The 14,267-nt window shown below is 63.0% G+C and carries 13 protein-coding genes; 8 read left to right on the top strand and 5 right to left on the bottom strand.

What is annotated here, in order from left to right; translation table 11 throughout:
• Complete coding sequence (locus PH551_RS20910; RefSeq protein ID WP_285194783.1) at window positions 1-372, bottom strand: VOC family protein; 372 nt, start codon at window positions 370-372, stop codon at window positions 1-3.
• A gap of 112 nt (window positions 373-484) precedes the next feature.
• On the bottom strand, window positions 485-2,299 hold the full coding sequence (locus PH551_RS20905; RefSeq protein WP_285194782.1) for a monovalent cation:proton antiporter-2 (CPA2) family protein: 1,815 nt from the start codon (window positions 2,297-2,299) through the stop codon (window positions 485-487).
• Between the two features lie 119 nt (window positions 2,300-2,418).
• Here PH551_RS20905 and PH551_RS20900 point away from each other — a divergent pair, with 119 nt between their 5' ends.
• The 6 genes from PH551_RS20900 to lpxK all read left to right on the top strand — a co-directional run bounded on the left by PH551_RS20900 (window position 2,419) and on the right by lpxK (window position 8,257).
• The gene (locus PH551_RS20900; protein WP_285194781.1) at window positions 2,419-3,765 is read left to right on the top strand and encodes a TldD/PmbA family protein; all 1,347 of its coding nucleotides are present in this window, start codon (window positions 2,419-2,421) and stop codon (window positions 3,763-3,765) included.
• Window positions 3,766-3,790: 25 nt separating this feature from the next.
• Entirely contained in the window at window positions 3,791-4,600 is an 810-nt protein-coding gene (locus PH551_RS20895; RefSeq protein WP_221114044.1) for a 3'(2'),5'-bisphosphate nucleotidase CysQ, read from the top strand.
• Between the two features lie 62 nt (window positions 4,601-4,662).
• The gene (locus PH551_RS20890) at window positions 4,663-4,911 is read left to right on the top strand and encodes a DUF4170 domain-containing protein (RefSeq protein WP_085777121.1); all 249 of its coding nucleotides are present in this window, start codon (window positions 4,663-4,665) and stop codon (window positions 4,909-4,911) included.
• Window positions 4,912-5,070: 159 nt separating this feature from the next.
• Window positions 5,071-6,390, top strand: a complete 1,320-nt coding sequence (gene waaA / locus PH551_RS20885) for a lipid IV(A) 3-deoxy-D-manno-octulosonic acid transferase (RefSeq protein ID WP_085777122.1) — start codon at window positions 5,071-5,073, stop codon at window positions 6,388-6,390.
• A gap of 9 nt (window positions 6,391-6,399) precedes the next feature.
• Entirely contained in the window at window positions 6,400-7,122 is a 723-nt protein-coding gene (locus PH551_RS20880) for an HAD family hydrolase (protein WP_285194780.1), read from the top strand.
• Between the two features lie 91 nt (window positions 7,123-7,213).
• Window positions 7,214-8,257 carry a tetraacyldisaccharide 4'-kinase gene (gene lpxK / locus PH551_RS20875; RefSeq protein WP_285194779.1) on the top strand — a complete coding sequence of 348 codons (1,044 nt, stop codon included), beginning with the start codon at window positions 7,214-7,216 and terminating at the stop codon, window positions 8,255-8,257.
• Here lpxK and PH551_RS20870 read toward each other — a convergent pair.
• Window positions 8,254-8,484 carry a DUF2093 domain-containing protein gene (locus tag PH551_RS20870; RefSeq protein WP_285194778.1) on the bottom strand — a complete coding sequence of 77 codons (231 nt, stop codon included), beginning with the start codon at window positions 8,482-8,484 and terminating at the stop codon, window positions 8,254-8,256. The genes lpxK and PH551_RS20870 overlap by 4 nt on opposite strands.
• Window positions 8,485-8,551: 67 nt before the next feature.
• On the bottom strand, window positions 8,552-10,354 hold the full coding sequence (gene mutL / locus PH551_RS20865) for a DNA mismatch repair endonuclease MutL (RefSeq protein ID WP_285194777.1): 1,803 nt from the start codon (window positions 10,352-10,354) through the stop codon (window positions 8,552-8,554).
• Window positions 10,355-10,537: 183 nt separating this feature from the next.
• Here mutL and PH551_RS20860 point away from each other — a divergent pair, with 183 nt between their 5' ends.
• Both PH551_RS20860 and PH551_RS20855 read left to right on the top strand, forming a co-directional pair.
• Window positions 10,538-12,268, top strand: coding sequence for a response regulator (locus PH551_RS20860; RefSeq protein ID WP_285194776.1), 1,731 nt, complete (start codon window positions 10,538-10,540; stop codon window positions 12,266-12,268).
• Between the two features lie 138 nt (window positions 12,269-12,406).
• The gene (locus tag PH551_RS20855) at window positions 12,407-13,771 is read left to right on the top strand and encodes a putative bifunctional diguanylate cyclase/phosphodiesterase (protein ID WP_285194775.1); all 1,365 of its coding nucleotides are present in this window, start codon (window positions 12,407-12,409) and stop codon (window positions 13,769-13,771) included.
• On the opposite strand, the gene PH551_RS20850 is transcribed toward PH551_RS20855, so the two are convergent.
• The gene (locus PH551_RS20850) at window positions 13,735-14,232 is read right to left on the bottom strand and encodes a hypothetical protein (protein ID WP_285194774.1); all 498 of its coding nucleotides are present in this window, start codon (window positions 14,230-14,232) and stop codon (window positions 13,735-13,737) included. The genes PH551_RS20855 and PH551_RS20850 overlap by 37 nt on opposite strands.
• Between the last annotated feature and the right edge of the window lie 35 nt (window positions 14,233-14,267).

Below are 14,267 nucleotides of genomic sequence, written 5' to 3'. Positions count from 1 at the left end.
TCAGTCCTCCGCGACGTTGTAGACGCGCAAGCGATGCCCGTCGGGATCGGCAGCAACAAAGCTGCGGCCGAAATCGAGGTCGGTCGGCGGCAGAAGGATCGCCGCGCTCTTGCCCTGCCATTCGATATGGACCCTATCGACCATGTCCGCTGTCGCGACCTTGAAACCGACCTCGCAGCCGCCGCCCGCAGCAGCCGGCGCCGGCTGGACGCCCGTCCGGCCCCACAATCCGAGCGCCAGGCCCGAAGGCAGAATGAACATTGCGAAGGTCGGGCTGGCCTCCACAGGATCTTGCCCGAGCAGCCGCGCATAAAAGCTGGCGCTCTTCGGCGCGTCGGTTACGAAAAGTAGAATGCTGTTGCTGTCGAACACGAAAAACCTCCTGTATATTGGGCAGGAGAATATTTAGAGAGAAATGCTGACAGATTCTGGCAGTAGCCCACTGTTTTCGAACTGCTCGACCGTCGCAGCTCCGGCAACAGGTTTATGCGTCCGCCACCGCATTCGCGACTCCCGCCAGCGGATCGTCCTCGAAAGGATCGGCGGTGCGCTTCGGCTTGACCAGCGGTTCGGGACGCACCGGATGGGAAAACAGCATGTCGCGCCCCGCCTGCAGCCCTTCGGAGACCTGCAGCACCAGCCGCGCCTCGTCGCGCTTGCGGATATCCTCGCCGATTTCATAGGCATCGACCTCCGAGACGCCCAGCGCCTCCAGCGTCCGCCGTCCAAACAGCAGGCCCGATTCCAGCGTTTCGCGCAGCTCGTAATCAATCCCCTTGTTGCGCAGTTCGATCGAATGGATTCGGTCATAGGAGCGTACGTAAAGGCGCGTCTGCGGATAGTCCGCTTGCACCAGTTCGACCACCTTGTCAGTGATCTCCTTCTTCTGTGTGCAGACGAGCACGATCTTTGCCCGGTCGATGCCGGCCGAGCGGAGCACGTCCTTGCGGGTGCCGTCGCCGAAATAAATGCGGAAGCCGAAGGAGGAGGCCTGGCGGATGCGGTCGGCGGAAAAGTCGATGACGGTGACGCTGCGCCCGCCGGCAAGCAGGATCTGGGCGGCGATCTGGCCGAAACGTGAGAAACCGACCATCAGCACGTCGGCGCCCGCACCTTCGAAATCCTCGTCGAGCTCTTCCTGTTCATCGCCGTTGAGCAGCCGCTTCGACAGCGCCGCGCCGATCGGCGTCAGCGCCATGGACAGCGTGACGATCGCCACCAGCAGCGACGCGGTGCTCGTCGACATCAAGCCGACGACGCCCGCAGTGGTGAACAGCACGAAGCCGAATTCGCCGCCTTGCGGCAAGAGGAAGGCGATGCGGATCGCGTCATTGTGCGGAGATCCCGATATCCGGCAGAGACCATAGATGATAATCGCCTTGACGGCCATGACGATCGGCACCGTGACGATGACGAAGAGCGCATTGTCGACGAGAACGTCCAGCTCCAGCGACAGGCCGACGGCAATGAAGAAGATGGCGAGCAGCACGCCGCGGAAAGGCTCGATATCGGCTTCCAGCTCGTGCCGGTAGGAGGATTCGGCCAGCATCACCCCCGACAGGAAGGCGCCCATCGCCATCGACAGTCCGGCAAGCTGCATCAGGCTTGCCGATCCCATGACGACGAAGAGCGCGGCCGCGATCATCGCCTCGCGTGCGCCGGTGCGGGCGATGATCTGGAAGAGCGGCGTCAGCAGATAACGCCCGGCGACGATCATCGCCGCCACGGCGCCGACGGCCACGGCCATATCGGTGAGCGGCGTATTGCTGCCCTTGCCGCTGCCGTCGAGAACGGTGATCAGCGCCAGGAGCGGCACGATTGCCAGGTCCTGGAACAGCAGCATCGAGAAGGAACGCTGCCCGTATCTCGTGTTGACGTCGCCATCGCCTTCGAGGATCTGCATGGCGAAGGCCGTCGAGGACAGCGCCAGGCCGAAGCCGGCGACGATGCTGCCGCGCCAATCGAGAACCTCGGAAAACCAGGAGAGCGCGGTCAGCGCCAGCCCTGTTACCAGCACCTGCGCCGTGCCGAGGCCGAAGATGTCGCGCCGCATCTGCCAGAGGCGGCTTGGCTTCAGCTCCAGGCCGATGATGAAGAGCAGGAAGACGACGCCGAGCTCGGCGACGGCAAGGATCTGTTCGCCGTCGGTGATGCCGTGGAAGACCGGGCCGATGACGATGCCGGCGGCGAGATAACCGAGCACCGTGCCAAGCCCCAGCTTCTTGAAGATCGGAGCGGCGACCACCGCGCCGCCGAGCAGCAGGATCGTTTCGGAGAAAAGGTCGTTGGGCGCTGACATGCTGGCAATTTCTTTCGACGGCGGGAAACATCCTGGCAGCCCCGGCAAAGAATCGGCGGCGGCGGCCTTGATGCCAGGGAGAGTGCACAATAAATGGAAGCCGAAGGAAAGGCCAAATCATGTCCTCTGAAATCGATTCTTCGACACTTCTTTCCCGCGCAACTCAATTGATCGATCTGGCAAGGAAGGCAGGGGCCGACGCTGCCGACGCCGTGGTCGTTCGCTCTCGCTCGCAATCCGTCAGCGTCCGGCTTGGAAAGGTCGAGGGGACGGAATCGTCGGAAAGCGACGATTTTTCGCTCCGCGTCTTCATCGGCAAGCGTGTCGCCAGCGTTTCGGCCAATCCGGGCTTCGATCTCCAGGCGCTGGCCGAACGTGCCGTCGCCATGGCCAAGGTTTCCCCGGAAGACCCCTTCGCGTGCCTGGCGGACGAGGCGAACCTCGCCAGGTCCTATCCCGACCTGAAATTACTCGATGCCACCGACGTTTCCTCCGAGATGCTGCGCGAGGCTGCTCTTGCCGCCGAGACGGCCGCACTTGCGGTCAAGGGCGTCACCAATTCCTCCGGCGCCGGCGCGTCGGCCGGCATGGGCGGTCTTGTTCTCGCCACATCGCACGGTTTCCAAGGCAGCTACATGGCCTCCCGTTTCGGCAATTCCGTCAGCGTCATCGCAGGCGAAGGCACGGGCATGGAGCGCGATTATGATTTCGACAGCCGGCTTTATTACGCCGAGCTCGACGATCCCGCCGAAATCGGCCGCCGCGCCGGCGAACGGGTGGTCAAGCGCGTCAATCCGCGCCAGGTGCCGACCGGCAAGAACGTCACCGTCGTCTTCGATCCGCGCGTCGCCCGCGGTTTTGTCGGCCATATCGCGGGTGCGATCAACGGTGCCGCCGTCGCCCGAAAGACCAGCTTCCTGCGCGACAGGATGGGTCAGCAGGTGCTGAAGTTGGGCCTTTCGATCACCGACGATCCTCTGATCGTGCGCGGGCCTTCCTCGCGTCCCTTCGACGGTGAGGGCGTGTCCGGCGAGCGGCTTGTCATGATCGAAGACGGTGTCCTGAAGCACTGGTTCCTCTCGACCTCGACGGCCCGCGAGCTCGGCCTGCAGACCAATGGCCGCGGCGTGCGCGGCGGCAGCGCCGTCACGCCGTCTTCCACCAACCTCGCCTTGGAGCCGGGCGAGATCTCGCCGGAGGAACTGATCCGCAGCATCGGCAACGGTTTTTACGTCACCGAACTAATCGGCCACGGCGTCAACATGATCACCGGCGAATACAGCCGCGGCGCCACCGGCTTCTGGATCGAGAACGGCGAACTCACTTTCCCGGTATCCGAGGTGACGATCGCCTCGAACCTCAAGGAGATGTTCATGCGCCTGACGCCGGCAAACGACATCGACCGCAAGTTCGGCGTCGCGGCTCCGACCCTCGCGATCGAAGGCATGACGCTCGCCGGGCAGTAAAAACGGGCAGGAATGGAATGACGGGATGAGCGATAGGGAAAAGCTCCGCTGGCAGAGCGATCTCGCCTTGATCGCCGATGCTGCGAAGGAGGCCGGCGCGGTCGCCTACGGCTTCTTCAACCAGTCTCCCGAGGTCTGGTGGAAGAACGGCGACCGCTCTCCAGTCAGCGCCGCCGATTTCGCCGCCAATAAGACGCTTGAAACGATCCTGCGCAAGGCGCGGCCGGATTATGGTTGGCTGTCTGAGGAAACCGAGGACGATGAAGACCGCCTGTCGCGCGAGACGCTTTTCATCGTCGATCCGATCGACGGCACGCGGGCCTTCCTCGGTGGGCAGCAAGTCTGGTGTGTCAGCGTCGCGGTCGTGCATCGCGGCCGCCCGGTCGCCGGCGTGCTCTATGCACCGGCGCTCGAAGAGCTCTACGAGGCCGTCGACGGCGGCGTGGCGCTGAAGAACGGCACGCCCTTCACCGTTTCCGCCGCCGGGCCGGACGAGTTGAGCCGGCTTGCGATCGGCGAAGACCTGTTGAAGACCTTTCCGCCGGCGTTCCGTGACCGGGTGAGACGCGAAAAATATGTCCCCTCGCTGGCCTATCGCATCGCCATGGTGGCAGACGGCCGTCTGGAAGCCACCTTCGTCAAGGGCAATTCGCATGACTGGGACCTTGCCGCCGCCGATCTCGTTCTGGCCTGCGCCGGCGGCGGGCTTGTAGATCTCGACGGCAAGTCCATCGTCTACAACAGGGCCGACGTCACCCATAAGGTCCTCTGTGCGGCGCCAGCGCCCCGTATCGATGAGTTCCTCGCGGCCTTCGCCGGGCGACGAGACAGTTGACGTTTCCGTCAAAATCCCGCAGATGAGGTGGCGGAGGAACTAGGCAGAAAGAGAACAAGAAAATGACTGACTCCGGTGACAAGAAACAGCTTTTGCACCTCGTTTTTGGCGGCGAACTCGAAAGCCTCGAAGATGTCCAGTTCCGTGATCTGGACGGCCTCGATATCGTTGGCATTTTTCCCGACTATGCCTCGGCGCTGACGGCCTGGAAGGCGAAAGCGCAGCAGACGGTCGACAACGCACATATGCGCTATTTCATCGTCCACATGCACCGTCTGCTCGATCCGCAGCAAAAGGCTGGGGGCAACTGACCTCGGCAGCCGCAGCCAGCCGAACGGGCCTTCGTGCATCGGGCGCCCGTCGATCCGGATCGTTTGACGCATTCTGAACAAATTGATCGGCCATTCCGGCCGCAACGATAATAAGGGAATGGGTTTGATGTCGATCGTCTTGGGTCGGAGGCTGGCGCGATGAGCTCCCGGATGGCGCGGCTCGGTCTGAGCACATACCGTCTGGCGGGGACCGTGGCTTCCCCCGTCGTCGGCCTCTATCTGACCTACCGCACGGCCAAGGGCAAAGAAGACCGTGCGCGCCGCCTGGAACGCTTCGGCTATCCGAGCGCCAATCGGCCCCAGGGTCCGCTCGTCTGGTTCCACGCCGCAAGTGTCGGCGAAACCAATGCGGTCATACCGCTGATCCGCGAAATTCGCCGCCGCGACATTCATGTCATCCTAACCACCGGCACCATCACCTCCGCCAGGCTCGCCGCCGAGCGCCTCGGCCAGGAGGCGATTCATCAATATGTGCCGCTGGATCTGAAGCCATCCGTCAGCCGCTTCCTCGATTATTGGCAGCCCGATTGCGCCATCATCGCCGAATCCGAAATCTGGCCGGCGACGGTGCTGGAACTCGGCCGTCGCCGCATCCCGCAAATCCTGGTCAATGCCCGCATGTCGGACCGCTCCTTTGCCCGTTGGCGCGGCCGCCCGTCGATTGCTGAGGCCCTGTTCGAGAACCTCGCTCTCGTCATCGCCCAATCCGACGTCGATGCCGAGCGTTTTCGCGATCTCGGTGCCGTTCCCGTCATCACTTCGGGCAATCTGAAGGTCGATACCGATGCGCCGCCTTATGACAGCGCTGTCTTCGCCCGCTACAAGAAGCAGATCGGCGATCGCAAGACCTGGGCGGCGATCTCCACCTTTGACGGCGAGGAAAATGCCGCCGGCATCGTCCATCGCGCCCTTAAGGAGCGCGATCGTCAATTGACGATCATCGTGCCCCGCCATCCCGAGCGCAGCGACGAGATCGAGGCGGCGCTCGTCAAGCAGGGGCTGAAAGTCGCCCGCCGCACCCGCGACGATGTCCTCTCCGCCGATGTCGATATCTTTCTCGGCGATACGATCGGCGAAATGGGGCTTTATCTCCGTCTGACCGAAATCGCCTTCGTCGGCCGCTCGCTCTTTGCCGAGGGTGGTCAGAACCCGCTGGAGCCTGCCATGCTCGGCTGCGCCATCCTCTCCGGCGGCAATGTGCAGAATTTCCGCGAGGCCTATCAGAAGCTCGCCCGCAGCGGCAGCGCCCGAATGGTGCGCGATACCGAAATGCTGGCCAAGGGCGTGCATTACCTGCTGACCAACGATGAAGCCCGCCGTAACATGATCGAGGCCGGCGTCGCCACCGTGCACGAGATGCGTGGCGCACTGTCGGCGACGGTGAAGGGGCTCGAACCCTATATCAATCCGCTGACGGTCAAGGCGCGTTTGCTGCCCAGGACCGCGGCCCAGGTTTGAGGAGACGCGATGTCCGGCCCGGCGCATATCAAAGGCATCCTCTTCGACAAGGACGGCACGTTGCTCGACTATGATGAGAGCTGGCTGCCGGTCAATCGCGAGCTTGCCCGCATCGCCGCTGAGGGCGACCCGCTTTTGGCCGACCGGCTGCTGTCCGCCTGCGGCATGGATCCGGTGAGCGGCCATATCGTCCCCGACAGCCTGCTCGCCGCCGGCAATACAAGGCAGATCGCCGAGGGACTCGTCGCCGCCGGGTCGATGGTCGACATCGACGAATTGACGATCCGTCTCGACGACCTCTTTTCCGGCGCCGCTGAATTTTCCGTGCCGGTGACCGACCTTGCCGGCTTCTTCGCAAGGCTGCATCGGCGCGGTTTCAAGCTCGGCGTTGCCTCCAGCGACAATGAGCGCTCCATCCGCCAGACGGCGGAGCGCTTCGGTTTCGCCCGCTATGTCGATTATATCGCCGGCTACGACAGCGGCTTCGGCGTCAAGCCGGAGCCGGGCATGGTGCTCGGCTTCTGCGCTGCGACCGGTCTTTTGCCTGAAGAGGTCGCCATGGTCGGCGACAACAATCACGATCTGCACATGGGCCTGAATGCCGGTACGGGACTGAGGATCGCCGTGTTGACGGGAACGGGCTCGCGCGATTCACTGGCCGCGGCGGCCGATCATGTGCTCGACGATATCACCGCGCTTGAGACGCTGCTGCCCGATCTGCAACCGGCCTGATCGGTAAAGGCTTGCATTTTCATCGATTTTAACCTCTCAATCCGGCCGGGAAGACGAAATTTTCTGGCCGGGCGGGGAGCGGGACGGCAAAATGATTTCAGAAGCGCCGCCGTTCTGGTGGAGGAAAGCCGATTGGCGCGCCTGGCTGCTGGCGCCGCTGTCCTTTCTTTACGGCCGTATCGCCGGCCATCGCATGGCCCATGCGCGCCGCGCCTCGGTTTCCGTTCCCGTCATCTGTGTCGGCAATTTCACCGTCGGCGGCGCCGGCAAGACGCCGACGGCGCTGACGCTCGCCCGCGCCGCCAAGGCGAAAGGCCTGAAGCCGGGCTTTCTCAGCAGAGGCTACGGCGGCTCGCTCGACGTCACGACGGTGGTCGATCCCCATCATCACCGAGCGGTCGCCGTCGGCGATGAACCGCTTTTGCTCGCGAAGGAGGCGCTGACGGTGATTTCCCGCCGGCGCGTCGACGGTGCTCGGCGTCTGGTGGCGGAAGGCGCCGATCTCATCATCATGGACGATGGGTTTCAGAGCGCCCGGCTGGCGATCGACTATGCGCTGCTCGTCATCGACGCGACACGCGGCCTCGGTAACGGCCACATCGTGCCGGCCGGCCCGGTCCGCGCGCCGATCCGCCAGCAGCTGCGTTCGGCGACGGCGCTGCTGAAGGTCGGCGGCGGCAATGCTGCCGACGCGATCGTTCGCATGGCGGCACGCGCGGCAAAGCCCTATTTCACCGCATCGCTGAAGGTGCGCGGCGACGACCGGCTTGCCGGCATCAAGGTGCTCGCCTTCGCTGGCATCGCCGATCCCGCCAAATTCTTCCGCACCGTCGAATCGCGCGGCGCCGAAATAGCCCTCGCCAAGAGCTTCGGCGACCACGAGCATCTGACCGAGGAGGAGATCGACGACATCCTGACGACCGCCGAACGCCAGGATCTCCTGATTGTCACCACGTCAAAGGATTTCGTTCGTCTCTCCGGCCATCACGGCAAGGCGGAGCAACTGGCGAAAAAATGCCGGGTGATCGAAGTCGACATGGTCTTCGAGGATCATCTCGCCCCGGGCCTGATCATCGACCGGGCGATCGTCGCTTGTCGCGAGCGGCGTTTAAGGGAAATGAAAGTTAAGAGCTAACGCCGCTGGTTCGGCAGCAAGCCGGCACGTTTGTCGGCTTCGATTGCAGAAATAACGTCGGCATAGGGCTCCTGGCGGGCGACGCTCCAGTAGCGCAGTTCGTCGAGCGGGATGTTTTTTCCGGTCATCGCACAGACGACATAGGAGCCGGGCGAGAGAATCTGGAAATCGCCGTCGAGATAACGGATCTTCGCCTCGCGGTTTCCGTGCCCTTCGAACAAATTCATGCGCTCCGTTCCCTGCAACTTGTCATCCGTCTGCCATACTCCGGCAAAGGCAGCTTTGCCAGCTTTTTCAGCTTCTGCCGAAAAGCCGCTCAATGTCGCTGAGCTTCAATTCGATATAGGTCGGCCGGCCGTGATTGCACTGGCCGGAGCCGGGCGTCACTTCCATTTCCCTCAGCAGCGCGTTCATTTCCTCCGGCCGCAGCCGCCGGCCGGAGCGAACCGATCCATGGCAGGCCATGGTCGCCGCCACATATTCGAGCTTGGCCGACAGGCCCGACGCCGTCTCCCATTCGGCAATCTCGTCGGCGAGCTGGCGGATCAGGCCATGGACGTCGACCTCGCCAAGCATGGCCGGCGTTTCGCGCACCGCGATCGCCCCGGGACCGAAGCGCTCGATCGCCAGACCGAGTTCGGCAAACTCTGCCGCATGCAGCATCAGCCGGTCGCAATCCTCTTCCGGAATGTCGACGATCTCGGGGATCAGCAGCACCTGCGAGGCCAGCCGCTTCGAATGCAGCGCCTTGCGCATCGCCTCGAACACCAGCCGCTCATGCGCCGCATGCTGGTCGACGATGACGAGCCCGTCCTCGGTCTGGGCGACGATATAATTGGCGTGGATCTGCGCCCGTGCCGCGCCGAGCGGATAACGCCCGGCCGGTTCAGGCGCAGCAGGCTGTGGCGAAGACTGCGTCTCGGCCCGCGCTGTCGGCATCGAAAGTCCGTCGAAAGCGGCTTGGGATCGTTCGCTGAAACCCGTTGCTGGCTGATAGGGGCGGGAGGGCGAGGTCTCCGCCGACCATGGCGCCTGCGAGCGTTGGGCAAAGGGCTGGAAACCGGGGCGGAAGGCGCGCAGCATATCGCTCGCGCCGGTCGTTGCCGCCCGGCTGCCGTCGCGCGCGAGCGCCTCGCGAATGGCGCCGACGATCAGGCCGCGCACCAGTCCCGGATCGCGGAACCGCACGTCGGATTTGGCCGGATGCACGTTGACGTCGACGAGGGCCGGATCGAGAGCGATCGACAGCACCGCCACCGGATAGCGCCCGGACGGGATCGTCTCGGCATAGGCGCCGCGGATCGCCGAGAGGATCAGCTTGTCCTGCACCGGGCGGCCGTTGACGAAGGCATATTGATGGGCGGAGTTGCCGCGATTGAAGGTCGGCACGCCGGCAAAGCCGGTCAGCGTGATCTCCTCGCGTACGGCGTCGAGCGCAATGGCGTTGTCGCTGAAGTCTTTGCCGAGCACCTGCGCCATGCGCGCCAGATGATCGTCGCCCGTTGCCGGAAATTCGAGCGTCGCACGGTCGGAGCCGGACAGCACGAAGCGCACGGCGGGAAAAGCGATCGCCATGCGTTTGACGATCTCGGTAATCGCACCCGCCTCGGCCTTTTCCGTCTTCAGGAATTTGAGCCGCGCCGGCGTGGCGAAGAACAGGTCGCGGACTTCGACGATCGTGCCGGGATTGGCGGCGGCCGGCCTCAGATGCAAGACCTTGCCGCCTGCAATGGCGATCTCGTGGCCGCCGGCGCTGTCGCGCTTGCGGCTTGCGATGCTGAGCCTCGCCACGGACCCGATCGAAGGCAGTGCCTCGCCGCGGAAGCCGAGCGTTCTAATATCCTCGAGCGTTCCGGAGATCTTCGAGGTGCAGTGGCGCCTGATCGCCAGTTCCAGATCGGCCGCGTCCATGCCGCTGCCGTTATCGCTGACCCGCAGCAGCGCCTTGCCGCCGCCTGCCGTGGCGATCTCGATGCGTGTCGCTCCGGCATCCAGCGCGTTCTCGATCAATTCCTTGGCAGCGCTCGCCGGCCGTTCGATGACTTCGCCGGCGGCGATCTGGTTGATGAGCGTTTCGGAAAGCTGTCTGATGGCCATGAGCTATTTTCGAGGATTCGCGGGCGGGAGGGAAGGGGTTTCCGATCGCTTGGTGGAACTGTGATCCGCGGCTCCCCCGCATTCGGGGATCGGTAGTGTTAAGCCGGTTTTAACAGAAAAATGGCATTTTTAATCACACACCTCCAGAAGCCGCGAAATCGAACAGATGTGGGACGAAATGGAATGAGGGCCGGCTTCGAAAAGGCGGACACATCATCAGAGACCGACGGGACGCTCGCCGGGACCGATCTGCAGACGGCGCTCTTCGATGCGGTGTGCGACAGCCTTTCGGCAGCGTTCATCATCTACGACAAGAACGATCATCTGATCTTCGCAAGCCGCCAGATTCTCGAATTCTTCCCCTTGCCGCCCGAAATGCTGAAGCCGGGCATCCGGCTGCGCGATTTCCTCGGCGCGATCTACGATACCGGCGTTCGCCAGCAATATGATCTCAGGCAGAGCGGCTCGCTGAGCCGCGAGGACTGGCTGTCGCAGCAAATCGCCTCGCATTGGCGCGAGCGCTTCGAATCCGTCGAGCGACATGGCGCCGACAGCTGGGTCCGCTTCGTCAAGCGCAGGCTGCCGAGCGGTTACGGCGTCACCGTCGTTTCCGATATCTCCGAGGACAAGAAGCGCGAGGCGCAGTGGCGCTCGGACCTGGAGCGGGTGCAGCTCACCGAAGACATTCTCGATAACCTGCCGTTCCCGCTTTTCGTCAAGGATCGCAACCTCGCCTATGTTGCGGTGAACCTCGCCTTTTGTGAGAAATATCAGAGGAGCGCCGACGAGGTGCTCGGGCGCAAGAGCGGCGATCTCTTCTCACCTGAGATCGCCAAGCGCTTCGAAGAAAGCGATCGTCACGTGCTGGAAACCGGCGAGATGTCGATCTCCCGCCAGCGGCAGATCTCCCGCGACGGCATCGAGCGCGACATCGTCAGCCGCAAACACCGTATCGGCAAGCCAGGCCGCTATTTCCTGGTGTCGACCATGCAGGATCTGCCGCGCGACGGCGCCGATCTCGAGGAGTTTGACCGCGCCTCGGCGATCACTGCCTCCGCCAACCAGAGCTATCGCCGCGCCTATGTGCCGGTGCAGAGCGCGGTGGAGCGCCGCGAGCCGGCGGCGATGGAGGCGATCGTCCCGGAGAATTTCTCCGGCCGCAAGATCCTCGTCGTCACCGCCGACCTTGCCGCCGAGGCCGCCGCTCTGCGGACGCTGTCGAAATATGGTTTCGAATCCTGCTCGGTGCGTGGTGAGGATGAAGAGGAACGATTCCTGGAAATCGCCACCTCCTCCGGCATTTCGCTGGATCTCTTGATCATCGACAACCAGATGGGCATGCGCTGCCTCGAGCTTTCCGAGCAATACGGCATCCCGGCGCTCGTCATGGACGGCTTCCAGATCGCCAACGAGCTCACCTTCCAGATCGCCCGCCACTTCAATCGCAACAGCCGCAACAACGGTGCCGGCGCCGATGCGGACTGGGAAATCAGCACGTCCGACGAGATGGTCGGCCTGCAGGTTCTCGTCGCCGAGGACAACGATATCAACCAGATCGTGTTTTCACAGATCCTCGAGGGCCTTGGCTATCGCCATATGATCGCCGCGACCGGCGACGAGGTCGTGCGCCTTTGGGCCGAGCACAGGCCGCAGGTGGTGCTGATGGACATTTCGCTGCCGCGTTTCAACGGCTTCGAGGCCGCGCGCCTGATCCGCCAGATGGAGGAAGCCGGCGGCGCAGCCCGCACCCCGATCATCGGCGTGCTCACGCAGGCCTTCGAGCGCGATCGCGCCGAATGCGCCAAATCAGGAATGGACGACGTCATCATGAAACCCGTCAGCCCCGACATGCTCGAGGCGATATTCCAGAAATACCTGATGGAAGACGCTGCACGGGTCCGAGCGAGCGGATGATACCGGTATCCGGCGGCGCGTGTCGTCAACTCCCCAATTTTGGGGCGAATCAGGCTGCCGACGCCACTGATTTACTAGCGAATTGTTAAGAAATCCCGGTCATTCTTTGCCCGGCTGCGGAGGAAAGCTCGGATTTGGATGATGAGATCGGCGGAAACGGCTTCCTTGGCCGTGAGTCATAATGAGCTTCAAGCGATGGCCTATACCGATCCGCTGACCGGATTGGGAAACCGCAATCGCATGCGCGAAAAGGTCCTGCAGATCTCCGCCGAACGTGCCAGCGATCCGGCCCCTTTCACCATCGGCATCGCCAATCTCGACAGCTTTAAGCCGATCAACGATCTCTTCGGCTCATCGGCCGGCGATGAGATCCTCTGCCAGGTCGCCCATCGGCTGAGGGCCTGCATTCCGGACGGGGCGCTGGTCACCCGCCACGACGGCGACGAATTCGCCTTCGTGCTGCCGTTGATTTTCGAACGGGCGAGCGCCGAGAAGTTCGGCCAGATGATCCGCGAGGTGTTGTCGGCGCCCTATGATCTCGGCGACCGCAACGTCCGCCTCTCCGCCTCCTTCGGCTTTGCCATCTACCCCTTCGCCGGCGAGGACTGCGAAGAACTGCTAAAGAGCGCCGACACTGCCCTCTATCGCTCCAAGCGCCGCGGTCGCGGCCAGATCACCGTCTATTCGCGGGAAATCGCCCAGGAGATGAAGCGCGCAACACAGCTGGAGCAGGCGCTCAGAAACGCCATCATCTCCGACGCCATCGACGTTCACTTCCAGCCGATCGTCTCGCTCGCCAACAATCAGGTCGTCGGCTTCGAGGCGCTCGCCCGCTGGAACGATCCCGATCTCGGTTTCGTGGCGCCCGGCGTCTTCGTGCCGCTCGCCGAAGAGCGTGGTTTCATCGACGCGCTGTCGGAGGCTCTGCTTCGCAAGGCTGCTGAAGCAGCCTTGTCCTGGCCGCGTGAACTCTTTCTGTCGTTCAATCTCTCTTCGGCGCAGCTGATGGATCCCGGCACGAGCGGCAGCATCCTGTCGATCCTCGGCCGGGTCGGCTTCGATCCGCACCGCCTGGAACTGGAAATCACCGAGACGGCGGTGATGGGTTCGGCCGACACCGCCCACCGCATCATCGCCGATCTGCGTGCAGCCGGCGTTCGCATCTCGCTCGACGACTTCGGCACGGGCCAGTCGAGCCTAGGTCGTCTGCGCGACTTCATCTTCGACAAGATCAAGATCGACCGCGCCTTCGTCTCGCGCATCAATTCCGACCGCGCCTCCGAACACATCATCAAGGCGATCCTTTCCATGTGCGAAGGCCTGGAACTGGAAGTCGTGGCCGAAGGCATCGAGGATTATGCCGAAGCCGTGAAGCTGCGCACGCTCGGCTGCGGCATGGGCCAGGGCTACCATTTCGGCCGCCCGGCCGATGGCATCGCCACGCTGCGCTTCCTGCACGAGAACTATTACGATCTGGTGCCCGCCGAGCGCGTCAGCGCATAAGCAATACCAGCAAAAGTGCGCAGCGGTTTTGCGTCCGGGATTGCGCAAAGCAAAAAGCCAATACCAGCAAAAAGTGCGCAGCGGTTTTGCGTCCGGGATTGCGCAAAGCAAAAAGCCAATACCAGCAAAAGTGCGCAGCGGTTTTGCGTCCGGGATTGCGCAAAGCAAAAAGCCAATACCAGCAAAAGTGCGCAGCGGTTTTGCGTCCGGGATTGCGCAAAGCAAAAAGCCAATACCAGCAAAAGTGCGCAGCGGTTTTGCGTCCGGGATTGCGCAAAGCAAAAAGCCAATACCAGCAAAAGTGCAAAAGTGCGCAGCGGTTTTGCGTCCGGGATTGCGCAAAGCAAAAAGCCAATACCAGCAAAAGTGCGCAGCGGTTTTGCGTCCGGGCTTGCGTGAAGCAAAAAGCCGATACCAGCGCACGTGCGCAGCGGTTTTGCGTGGTGAACTGCGTGAAACATGCAAAAAGCAATGGCGCCCCTAGGAGCGCCATCGC

Origin of the sequence: Rhizobium atlanticum (genome assembly GCF_030182485.1) — a bacterium.
Lineage (GTDB): Bacteria > Pseudomonadota > Alphaproteobacteria > Rhizobiales > Rhizobiaceae > Rhizobium.
This window is presented reverse-complemented; position numbering and strand designations above follow the sequence as displayed.

Coding starts and splice junctions, on each gene's coding strand:
- PH551_RS20895 (WP_221114044.1), top strand. CDS start 3,791: ATGAGCGATAGGGAAAAGCTCCGCTGGCAGAGCGATCTCGCCTTGATC.
- PH551_RS20870 (WP_285194778.1), bottom strand. CDS start 8,484: ATGAATTTGTTCGAAGGGCACGGAAACCGCGAGGCGAAGATCCGTTAT.
- PH551_RS20850 (WP_285194774.1), bottom strand. CDS start 14,232: ATGTTTCACGCAGTTCACCACGCAAAACCGCTGCGCACGTGCGCTGGT.
- PH551_RS20900 (WP_285194781.1), top strand. CDS start 2,419: ATGTCCTCTGAAATCGATTCTTCGACACTTCTTTCCCGCGCAACTCAA.
- PH551_RS20855 (WP_285194775.1), top strand. CDS start 12,407: ATGATGAGATCGGCGGAAACGGCTTCCTTGGCCGTGAGTCATAATGAG.
- PH551_RS20890 (WP_085777121.1), top strand. CDS start 4,663: ATGACTGACTCCGGTGACAAGAAACAGCTTTTGCACCTCGTTTTTGGC.
- PH551_RS20880 (WP_285194780.1), top strand. CDS start 6,400: ATGTCCGGCCCGGCGCATATCAAAGGCATCCTCTTCGACAAGGACGGC.
- mutL (WP_285194777.1), bottom strand. CDS start 10,354: ATGGCCATCAGACAGCTTTCCGAAACGCTCATCAACCAGATCGCCGCC.
- PH551_RS20905 (WP_285194782.1), bottom strand. CDS start 2,299: ATGTCAGCGCCCAACGACCTTTTCTCCGAAACGATCCTGCTGCTCGGC.
- waaA (WP_085777122.1), top strand. CDS start 5,071: ATGAGCTCCCGGATGGCGCGGCTCGGTCTGAGCACATACCGTCTGGCG.
- PH551_RS20860 (WP_285194776.1), top strand. CDS start 10,538: ATGAGGGCCGGCTTCGAAAAGGCGGACACATCATCAGAGACCGACGGG.
- lpxK (WP_285194779.1), top strand. CDS start 7,214: ATGATTTCAGAAGCGCCGCCGTTCTGGTGGAGGAAAGCCGATTGGCGC.